The organism is Micromonospora sp. NPDC003776, from assembly GCF_053605645.1.
Genome location: NZ_JBSGJR010000231.1, coordinates 1 through 9,716 on the forward strand (window position 1 = coordinate 1; position 9,716 = coordinate 9,716).

At 72.7% G+C, this 9,716-nt stretch carries 9 protein-coding genes and 1 pseudogene; 5 read left to right on the forward strand and 5 right to left on the reverse strand.

The window, feature by feature from the left end:
• Both ACWEVO_RS19295 and ACWEVO_RS19300 read left to right on the forward strand, forming a co-directional pair.
• Positions 1 to 872 (forward strand): WS/DGAT domain-containing protein (locus ACWEVO_RS19295; RefSeq protein ID WP_452308904.1); only part of this gene is annotated, 872 nt, incomplete at its 5' end.
• Positions 863 to 1,612, forward strand: coding sequence for an SDR family NAD(P)-dependent oxidoreductase (locus ACWEVO_RS19300; protein ID WP_452308905.1), 750 nt, complete (start codon positions 863 to 865; stop codon positions 1,610 to 1,612). The genes ACWEVO_RS19295 and ACWEVO_RS19300, both read left to right, overlap by 10 nt.
• Before the next feature lie 27 nt (positions 1,613 to 1,639).
• Here ACWEVO_RS19300 and hpnH read toward each other — a convergent pair whose 3' ends face one another.
• From hpnH to ACWEVO_RS19315, 3 genes and pseudogenes are all read right to left on the reverse strand, one after another.
• A complete protein-coding gene (hpnH, locus tag ACWEVO_RS19305) occupies positions 1,640 to 2,644 on the reverse strand; it encodes an adenosyl-hopene transferase HpnH (RefSeq protein WP_452308906.1) in 1,005 nt (334 codons plus the stop codon).
• A complete protein-coding gene (gene ispH, locus ACWEVO_RS19310; RefSeq protein WP_452308912.1) occupies positions 2,641 to 3,621 on the reverse strand; it encodes a 4-hydroxy-3-methylbut-2-enyl diphosphate reductase in 981 nt (326 codons plus the stop codon). The genes hpnH and ispH overlap by 4 nt, the downstream gene beginning before the upstream one ends.
• A gap of 137 nt (positions 3,622 to 3,758) precedes the next feature.
• Positions 3,759 to 4,277, reverse strand: a pseudogene (locus ACWEVO_RS19315) (PucR family transcriptional regulator); the annotation flags it as partial.
• Between the two features lie 85 nt (positions 4,278 to 4,362).
• On the opposite strand from ACWEVO_RS19315, the gene ACWEVO_RS19320 reads away from it, so the two are divergent.
• On the forward strand, positions 4,363 to 5,454 hold the full coding sequence (locus ACWEVO_RS19320; RefSeq protein WP_452308907.1) for a ferredoxin reductase: 1,092 nt from the start codon (positions 4,363 to 4,365) through the stop codon (positions 5,452 to 5,454).
• Positions 5,455 to 5,468: 14 nt separating this feature from the next.
• Positions 5,469 to 6,611, forward strand: a complete 1,143-nt coding sequence (locus tag ACWEVO_RS19325; RefSeq protein WP_452308908.1) for a fatty acid desaturase family protein — start codon at positions 5,469 to 5,471, stop codon at positions 6,609 to 6,611.
• 23 nt (positions 6,612 to 6,634) lie between these two features.
• Here ACWEVO_RS19325 and ACWEVO_RS19330 read toward each other — a convergent pair whose 3' ends face one another.
• On the reverse strand, positions 6,635 to 7,192 hold the full coding sequence (locus ACWEVO_RS19330) for a hypothetical protein (RefSeq protein ID WP_452308909.1): 558 nt from the start codon (positions 7,190 to 7,192) through the stop codon (positions 6,635 to 6,637).
• A 103-nt stretch (positions 7,193 to 7,295) separates the two neighbouring features.
• Positions 7,296 to 7,979, reverse strand: a complete 684-nt coding sequence (locus tag ACWEVO_RS19335) for an esterase/lipase family protein (protein WP_452308910.1) — start codon at positions 7,977 to 7,979, stop codon at positions 7,296 to 7,298.
• Positions 7,980 to 8,392: 413 nt separating this feature from the next.
• Between ACWEVO_RS19335 and ACWEVO_RS19340 the strand changes: the two genes are divergently transcribed.
• A complete protein-coding gene (locus tag ACWEVO_RS19340; RefSeq protein ID WP_452308911.1) occupies positions 8,393 to 9,580 on the forward strand; it encodes an alanine--tRNA ligase-related protein in 1,188 nt (395 codons plus the stop codon).
• The last annotated feature ends 136 nt before the right edge of the window (positions 9,581 to 9,716 follow it).

A 9,716-nucleotide genomic window follows, 5' to 3' on the forward strand; every position in this document is an offset into this window, starting at 1 on the left:
GGGAGGCGGCGCGCCGGGCTGCACTCACCGCGGCGGGCCTGACCCGGCTGGCGCTGCGGGGGGCGGCGCCGCGCAGCCAGCTCAACGCGCTCCCGCGTGCACCGGGGCGCCGCCTGTGCAGCGTGACCCTGCCCGCCGCCGAGGTGCTCCGCGCGGCCCGCGCCTGCCAGGCGCACGCCAGCGAACTCGTGCTGGCGTTGACCGCCCGGGCGCTGGGCGAGGCTCACCCGGCGCCGATCCCGCCCCGGATGCGGGCCATGTTCGCCGTCAGCCGGGACCCCCGCTGGCGGGCACCCACCCAGGGCAACTGGACCGGCGCGGTCAACCTCGATCTCCCGCTCGGGCCGGTGCCGCCGCGGGCCCGGGTCGACGCGGTGCGGGAGTTGCTGCGCACCGCGCTGGGCAGCGGCCAGGCCGAGGCGGCCGGCCTGGTCATGCGGATGGTCGGCGTCCTTCCCGCGCCGCTGCACGCCGCCTTCGCCCGGCGGGTCTACACGAGGCGACACCTCAACGTCATCGTCTCCTACCTGCCGGCGCCGTTCCGGCCGCTGATGCTGGACGGAGCCCCGATCCGGACCGCCACCCCGGTGGTCGCCCTCGCCGACGGCGTGCCGGTCGGCATCGGAGTGCTGCGGCGCGGACCGGCCTTCGAGGTCGGGGTGCTCCTGGACGGAGCACTGGCCGGCTTCGGGGACCGCCTCGGCGCTGCCCTGCCCGCCGCCCTGGCCGACCTGCTCGCCGAGGTCGACGGCGCACCGCTCGACCGTCACGAAGCGGTCGACGCCCCGCGCCCCACGGGCGCCATCGTCCCGGACGAGTCCGGGCTCCCAGGGGCCGAGGCGGTACCGCCGGAGGCGTCGCCGTGCGGTTGACCGGTGCGGTGGTGCTGGTCACCGGTGCCTCGTCGGGCATCGGCGCCGCGCTGGTGCGGCGGCTGGCCGGCGCCGGCTGCCTCGTCCTCGCGGCCGGACGGCACCCCGAGCGCCTCGCCCGGCTCGCCGCCGAGACCGGGGCCACCGCGCTCCTGGCGGATCTGGCCCAGCCGGGCGCCGGTCGGCAGCTGGCCGAACGGGCGGTCGCCCGGCACGGCCGGGTCGACGTGCTGGTCAACAACGCCGGCACCGGCTGGGCCGGCCAACTGGCCGGGATGAGCGAGGCGACCGCCGCGGAGCTGCTCACGGTGAACCTGCGGGCGCCGATCGAACTGACCCGGGCGCTGCTGCCGGGCATGAGCCGCCACGGCGGTCACCTGGTCTTCGTCGGCTCGATCGCCGGCCGGCTCGGCGTCGCCGAGGAGGCCGTCTACGCGGCCAGCAAGGCGGGGCTGGACACCTTCGCGGAGAGCCTGCGCCTGGAACTGGCTGGCCGGCCGGTGCGGGTCAGTGTGATCGTGCCGGGAGTGGTGAACACCCCGTTCTTCGTCCGCCGGGGTCGGCCGTACCACCGCAGCCGCCCCCGGCCCGTGTCGGCGGACCGGGTGGCCGTCGCGGTGACCACCGCGATCAGCCGCGACCGGGCCGAGGTGTACGTCCCCGGCTGGCTGCGCCTGCCGGTGGCCGTACGCGGCCTGCTGCCGGCCGCGTACCGCCGGCTGGCGACCCGTTTCGGTTGAGCGCGACCCGCCGCCCGCTCGGCGGCGTCACGCCGACCGCATCGCGCGCAGGGACTGGCGCAGCGAGGCCATCGTGGCCAGCACCGCGGTCGGCTCGTAGCCACAGTGCGCCATGCAGTTCGCGCAGCGCGGGTCGCGGCCCCGGCCGTAGCCGTCCCAGTCGGTGGAGTCCAGCAGTTCCTGGTAGCTGGTCGCATACCCGTCCGCCATCAGATAGCAGGGCCGCTGCCAGCCGAGCAGCGAGTACGAGGGGATCGCCCAGGCCGTGCACGGGAAGTCCACCCGGCCCTCGAGGAAATCCAGGAACAGCGGCGAGTGGTTGAGCCGCCACCGCTTCCGGCGGCCCTCGGCGAACGCCTTGCGGAACAGCTCCCGGGTCTCGGTGACGCCCAGGAAGTGGTCCTGGTCCGGCGCCTTCTCGTAGGCGTACGCGGGGGAGAGCATCATCTCGTCCACCCGCAGGTCGTCGTTGAGGTAGTCGAGCACCTCGATCACCGTCTGCGGCGTGTCGGTGTTGAAGAAGGTGGTGTTGGTGGTGACCCGGAACCCGCGCCGCTGGGCCTCCCGCACCGCCGCGACCGCCTCGTCGAAGACCCCCTCCTTGCACACCGACGCGTCGTGCCGCTCCCGTAGGCCGTCGAGGTGGACCGTGAAGGCGAAGTACGGCGACGGCCGGAACTTGTCGATCTTCTTCGGCAGCAGGACCGCATTGGTGCAGAGGAAGACGAACTTCTTGCGCCGGACGAGTTCGGCGACCAGGGTGTCGATCTGCGGGTGCATCAGCGGTTCCCCGCCGGCGATGGAGACCATCGGGGCCCCGCACTCCTCGACCGCCGCCAGCGCCTGTTCCACAGGCATCCGGCGCTTGAGCACGTCGGCCGGCTGTTGGATCTTGCCGCAGCCGGCGCACTTCAGGTTGCAGGCGAACAGCGGCTCCAACTCCAGCAGCAGCGCGAACCGCTTGCGCCGGCGCACCTTCTGTTCGGCCAGATACCGCGCGACCCGCAGACTCTGGCGCAGGGGCATGCTCATGGCTGACGCACCTCTTTCGGCAGGGTGAAACTGACGTCTTCCACGACCTCGGTGTGTTCGCTCACCTCCCGGGCGCCCAGCGCGGTGAGCGCGGCGACGACCTCGTCGACCAGCGCCGGTGGCGCGGAGGCCCCAGCCGTCACCCCGACCGTGGTGGCTCCGGCCAGCCACCGCAGGTCCACGCAGCCCACGTCGTCGACGAGGTGAGCCCGCGCGCCGGCGCGTTCGGCCACCTCGACCAGGCGGCGGGAGTTCGAGGAGTTGGCGGAGCCGACCACCAGGACGACCGCGGACCGGGCGGCGACCTCGGTGACCGCCCGTTGCCGGTTCGTGGTGGCGTAGCAGATGTCATCGGAGCCGGGGCCGGTCAGCGCCGGGAAGCGGCGGCGCAGCGCCTCGATGATGCCGGCCGCCTCGTCCATGGCGAGGGTCGTCTGCACCAGGTACGACACCCGGGACGGATCGTGCACCTGGACCGTCTCCGCCGCGGCGAGGTCCGGCACCAGGCGCATCCGCCCGGGCGCCTCACCCAGGGTGCCCTCGGTCTCCTCGTGGCCGGCGTGCCCGACCAGCAGCACGGTGTCGCCCCGACCGGCGAACCGGCGTGCCTCCGCGTGCACCTTCGTCACCAGCGGACAGGTCGCGTCGATGACCGGCAGCCGGCGGTCGGCCGCCATCCGGCGTACCGCGGGGGAGACCCCGTGCGCGGAGAAGATGGTGAGCCCGCCGTCGGGGACCTCGTCGAGTTCGTCCACGAAGACCGCGCCCCGGGCCTGCAGATCGGCGACGACCCGGGTGTTGTGGACGATCTGCTTGCGGACGTAGACCGGGGAGCCGTGCCGGTGCAGCGCCTGTTCCACCACCTCGATCGCCCGTTCCACCCCGGCGCAGAACGAGCGGGGCGAGGCCAGCAGGACCTCGTCGACGCTGCCGGCGGCGGCCCCCCACTCGGCCAGCGCCGCCGCCACGGCCGGCAACACCCGCAGCGCGGCACGGATCCGCTGCAGCGTGGCCGGCCGGTACAGCGGCGTGGCCGCGGTGTCGGCGACGACCCGTACGCAGGCCACCGGCCGGTCCGCGCAGCCGGCCAGCAGCCAGGCCGATTCGAGGTCGGTCGCCGCCGCACCCGGCCGGCGCTGGCCAGCTCGTCGGCGTGCCCGGCCACGCTGGCCGCGGAGAGCTCGTCGATGTAGGCGAACATCAGCTCGGCGAACTCGGCCACCGTCTCGGCGGCCAACCCGTTGCGCACGGTGACGGTGGAGACCTCCCGCCAGGCCACCCGGGCGCCCACCCGGTACGCGGCCAGCAGCGCGTCCATGCTCCGCCCGGAGCGGGCCTCCCCGCTGCCCAGCGCGTACGCGGCCTCCAGCGCGGGAGCCAGGGGGGTGCTCGGGTCGGCGGACTGCGTCCCCTCGATGAGCTGCAGGAACGTGCCCAGGGCGATGCGTACCGCGTTCTCGATCTTCTCCCGCATGGCGCCGGTGAGCGCGCCGGAGTAGTCGGGCACCTCGGCGGTGATCGCGCTGACGGTCCGCTCGGCCACCACGGGCAGCCGGTCGCGCAGCAGCGCCGCCACCTGCGTGTCGAGTTCGAGGCGGGCGGCGCGGTGGTTCGTCCCGAACCCGTCGGACATCCGTTGTTCTCCTCGAACAAAAACCTGCGGCTGATTCACCTTTGCCGGTCAAGATGTTATGCGATCACGCGGTCACCCTGGTCATATGACCACAACTGTCCCGCGCCGCCCGCGGAAGGTCACGTTCCGGGACCGGCTGCTGCGGCTGGCCGGCACGGTGACCACCCCGCTGCTGCCGCAGGACTTCGTCGACCTGATCGCGCCGCTGCACTCCGGTGTGGCGCTGCGTGGCCGGGTCGTCGCCGTACGGCCGGAGACCCGGGACGCGGCCACCCTGGTGATCCAGCCCGGGCGCGGCTGGCGGGGGCACGTTCCCGGGCAGTACGTACGCCTCGGCGTGGACGTGAACGGGGTACGGCAGTGGCGGGCGTACTCGCTCACCTCGGCGCCGGGCAGCGCGGACGGCCGGATCAGCATCACGGCCAAGGCGATCCCCGACGGCAAGGTCAGCAACCACCTGGTCCGCCGGCTGCGGCCGGGCACGATCGTCCAGCTCGACCAGGCGCAGGGCGACTTCACCCTGCCGGCGACCACCCCGGAGCGGGTCCTGTTCGTCACCGCCGGTAGTGGCATCACCCCGGTCATGGGGATGCTCCGCGCCGGCCTGGCCGACCGCGCCGACGTGGTGCTGGTGCACTCCGCGCCCACCCGCGACGACGTGATCTTCGGTGCCGAGCTGCGGGAACTCGCCGCGGCGGGCGCGCTGCGGCTGGTCGAGCGGCACACCGAGACCGACGGGCTGCTGGACGTGGCGGAGCTGGACGATCTGGTGCCCGACCACGCCGAGCGGGAAACCTGGGCGTGCGGGCCGGTCGGCCTGCTCGACGCGGTCGAGCAGCACTGGGCGTCCCGGAGCATCGCCGACCGCCTGCACACCGAGCGGTTCCGGCCGACCGTGGTCACGCCGGGGGAGGGCGGCACGGTCACGTTCACCGTCGCCGGGGTTTCGGTCGAGGCCGACGGGGCAACTCCGATCCTCGACGCGGGGGAGAACGCGGGGGTGCTCATGCCGTCGGGCTGCCGGATGGGGATCTGCTTCGGCTGCGTGGTCCCGCTGCGCCAGGGCGCGGTCCGGGACCTGCGTAACGGGGACCTGACCACCGCCGTCCCGGGCGACGGGGTGGCCATCCAGACCTGCGTGTCGGCGGCCGCCGGTACCTGCGACATCGAACTCTGACGGGAGCCACCGACGTGACCGTGATCCAGAAGAAGGCCGACAACCCGATCGCCCACCTCAGCGCCGCGGACATCGAGATCATCGGCAAGGAGCTGGACGCGATCCGGGACCGGGTGCTGGCCGACCGGGGTGAGCGGGACGCCCGCTACATCCGCAAGGTCATCAAGACCCAGCGGACGCTGGAGATCAGCAGCCGGGCGGTGCTGCTCTTCTCGCTGTTCCCGCCGGCCTGGATCATCGGCACCGCCGGCCTCGCCGTGGCCAAGATCCTCGACAACATGGAGATCGGCCACAACGTCCTGCACGGCCAGTGGGACTGGATGCGCGATCCGAAGATCCACTCCACCACCTGGGACTGGGACCACGTCTCCCCGGCCGAGCAGTGGAAGCACTCGCACAACGAGCTGCACCACCGGTTCACCAACGTGGTCGGCAAGGACAACGACCTCGGGTACGGCATCATGCGGGTCGACGAGGACCAGCCGTGGAGCCCGGGGCACCTGGGCCAGCCGTTCTACAACCTGGTCAACGCCGCCTTCTTCGAGTACGGCATCGCCGCGTACGACCTGGAGCTGGGCGAGAACCTGCGCAACGGCGGGTACAAGACCCGCGAGTTCCGGGCCCGGGCGAAGGCGGTCGGCCGCAAGATCCGCCGCCAGGTGCTCAAGGACTACGTGGTGCACCCGCTGCTGTCCGGCCCGTCCTTCCTCACCACCCTCGCCGCCACCTTCACCGCGAACCTGATCCGCAACGTGTGGAGCCACTCGGTGATCATGTGCGGGCACTTCCCGAGCGGGGTGGAGACCTTCGAGAAGACCTCCATCGAGGGCGAGACCAAGGGCGAGTGGTACCTGCGCCAGATGCTCGGCTCGGGCAACATCAGCGGCAGCCGGCTGCTGCACATCATGACCGGCAACCTGTCGTACCAGATCGAGCACCACCTCTTCCCCGACCTGCCCAGCAACCGCTACCAGGAGATCGCCCCGCAGGTCCGGGCGCTGTTCGACCGGTACGGGCTGAAGTACACCACCGGGTCGCTGCCGAAGCAGGTCGCCTCCGCCTGGTGGAAGGTCATCCGGCTGTCCCTGCCGAACCGGCGCGGCAAGGAGCCGCAGCCCCTGGCTCCGGCGCCGCTGGTCTCCACGACCACGGCCTGACCACCGCCGGCCGGGCGGGTGCCTTACCGGCTGTGCCGGCGGACCGCGCCCCGGCTGGTGCGGGCCGACGGCGAGGACGTCACGCCCGGCGGGCAGTCGCCGCACTTCTCGTAGGCGGTCCAGCTGTTCCCGCCCGGGCCGACGTAGTAGAAGAGGAGCCGGACCCGGCCGTCCTGCCGTAGGGCGGTGAGCTCGAACGATCCCTTGCCTTTTCGCAGGCCGGCCAGCTCCTCCATGGTCAGGGCCACGTGGGAGCTGGGCCCGTCGGGATTCAGGTAGGGCGTCCGCACCGCCCAGGTGCCCGAGCCGGTGATGTTCGCGCCGGCGTCCAGGCCGATCGGCAGGAACTCGTCGAACATGTCGTAGGGCAGCCACTCGGCGGTGAAGCCCCCTTGGTCGTCGAAGGTGATGACGCGCTGCGGGCCGGCGCGCCAGGTGCCGACCACGTCCGCCGCGCGCAGGTCCACCGGGTCCCCGTCGTCGGCCAGCACCTCGCCGAGCGAACAGCCGGCGGCGACGACGGCGGCCAGCAGGAGCGCGATCAGGCGGCGTACCCGCGCCCCGCGCCGCCCGATCAGCATCCACCGATCATCGCCGACCACCCCCCGCCCCCGCCGTCCCGCCTTGCCGATCTTGGACAGTTTCCGCTCGCCCGGAACGGAAACTGTCCAAGATCGCGGGCGGTCAGGGGTTGATGAAGGTGCGGACCTGGCCGTAGATGGTGGCGTCGTTCTGCAGGTTGGTGTGGAAGACGCAGGCGGTCTGGGTGTTGGTGGCGCCGGAGATGATCGTGCTGTCCACCGGGTTGATCACGCCGTCGCAGGGGGAGCGCCAGGTGCCGTAGACGAAGGCGCCCGGCGTCTCATCGCCGGAGTTGAGGGTGTTGAGGAAGGTCGAGCCGACCCGCATCTCCACGCAGGCGGTGCTGTAGCAGGTGTTCGCGGAGCTGGTGCCGTGGTTCGGGCCGCCGAGGGAGACCCAGCGGTCGACCTTGCCGGTGCTGGCCAGGTTCTTCAGGTAGTACCGCGAGGAGAGCGCGCCCATCGAGTGGGTGATGATGTCCACCTTGGTCGCGCCGGTGTTCGCGAGCAGGTTGTCGACCTCCTGGCTGACCTGCTGGGCGGTGGTCGCGTTGGACTGGCTGGTGTTGTACGAGAAGGCCCGCAGGTAGCTCGACGGCCAGCCGTCGGCCTGGAACCGGCTGATCATGGTGTTCCAGGTGGAGGCGCTGCTGTTCCAGCCGTGCACGAACAGGATCGGGTTGCTCGACGGCGTGAAGACGGCGGCGTGGGCGGCGGCGGGGAGGCCGACCAGGGTGGCCGCGGCGACCGTGAGGGCCAGCAGCCAGCGCGACATCAGCGATTTCACGGGGGTTGTTCCTTCCGGGGGTGACGGGCGGTGACGCCGCCGGTCGGCGGGTCGCCCACGGGCCGTCCACGTGCCTGTCCGGCGCCTCAGAGGGGGTTCGGCGCGGGTACGGGGTGGCCCGGCGCCGTCCGAGGTGTCGAAATGTTACCGGCGAGTTGCCTTCGTATGTCAATACATCGATCTGCGGTGCGGAAAAGCACTGGGCGGCGCCGGAACGCCGCGCTACCGTCGAGGCATGCAGATCAGGCGCCACACCGTCGCAGCCGCGCGAGCTTCCCGCTCGCCGGTTGCCGCCGCCTGACGACCCTCATTTCGCCGGCGACCGGAAACGGTCCGCCGGCGTCTTCGTGTCACGCCACCGCCCGCAGCGGCGGACCCTTTCCGATCGCCACCCACCCGGAAAGGCCCGCGCCATGACACCCGACGAGATCGTCCGCACCTTCCTCGACCACTACCACCGGCTGGATCATCGGGACGCGCCGGAGAGCTCGCTGATCCCGCCGCCCGGCGACCCGGTGCTGTTCACCACCTCCGGCATGCACCCGCTCACCCCGTACCTGCTGGGGCGCCCACATCCCGGCGGGCGGCGCCTGGCGAACGTGCAGCGCTGCCTGCGCACCACCGACCTGGACGAGGTCGGTGACCGCACCCACCTGACCGTCTTCGACATGCTCGGCTCGTGGTCGCTGGGGGACTACGACATCGCGACCAGCCTCCGCTGGGGCCACCAACTGCTCACCGAGGGCTTCGGCATCGACCCCGGACGGCTGCACGCCACCGTCTTCGGCGGCGACGGGCAGGTCGGCCCGGACGAGACCGCGTGGCGGACCTGGACCGAGCTGGGCGTACCGGTGGAGGCGAACGGCGCGGACAACTGGTGGTCCAACGGCCCCACCGGCCCTTGCGGACCCGACTCGGAGATCTTCGTGTGGACCGGGGACGGGCCGCCGACCGGCACGCCCGGCACCGACGACCGGTGGATGGAGGTCTGGAACCACGTCCAGATGCGCCTGCACCGGCACGAGGACGGCAGGCTGACGCCGCTGCCGCTGTCGAGCATCGACACCGGGATGGGCCTCGAGCGCCTGGAGATGGTGCTGACCGGCGGCCGGGACGTCTACCAGGGCGCGGGCCTGCGCCCGTGGGTCGAGGCGGTCCGCGACCGCTGGCCGCTCGGCGGGACGGAGCAGCGGATCGTCGTCGACCACCTGCGCTCCGCGGTGGTCGTCCTCGGCGACGGGGTACGGCCTGGCAACACCGGCCGGGGGTACGTGCTGCGTCGGCTGATCCGCCGGGCGCTCACCCTGCTGTGGCGGGACGACCCGTCGCGCAGCCTCACCGACCTGCCCGACGACCCGTTCCGCGACACCGGGCGGCGGTTCCGGCAGGAGCCCGACGTGCCGCGGCTGCGCGCGGTCCTCGCCGACGAGGAACGGCGGTTCCGGGGGCTGCTGCGCCGGGGCCGCCCGCTGGTCGACCGGGTACGGGCGCGCGGACCGCTGACCGAGCGCGACTACCACTGGCTGCACGACACCCACGGGCTGCCCCGCGACCTGGTCGACGGCCTGCTCGACGCGGTCGACGCCGGTCCGACGCGGTGAGCTAGCCCGCCCACCGACCTGGCCGGGTGGCTTCGCGAACTCGCGGACCCACTCCGACGCGCAGTTTGCGGCAGGTTGTGGTCTCCCGTGAGCCCGAGACCACCACCATCCGCATCCCGAGGCCAGCTGCGCTGCC

Bases quoted from the DNA above. Each gene is read 5' to 3' on its own strand.
- hpnH (WP_452308906.1), bottom strand. From the start codon at position 2,644: ATGAGCATGCCCCTGCGCCAGAGTCTGCGGGTCGCGCGGTATCTGGCC.
- ACWEVO_RS19320 (WP_452308907.1), top strand. From the start codon at position 4,363: ATGACCACAACTGTCCCGCGCCGCCCGCGGAAGGTCACGTTCCGGGAC.
- ACWEVO_RS19330 (WP_452308909.1), bottom strand. From the start codon at position 7,192: ATGCTGATCGGGCGGCGCGGGGCGCGGGTACGCCGCCTGATCGCGCTC.
- ACWEVO_RS19340 (WP_452308911.1), top strand. From the start codon at position 8,393: ATGACACCCGACGAGATCGTCCGCACCTTCCTCGACCACTACCACCGG.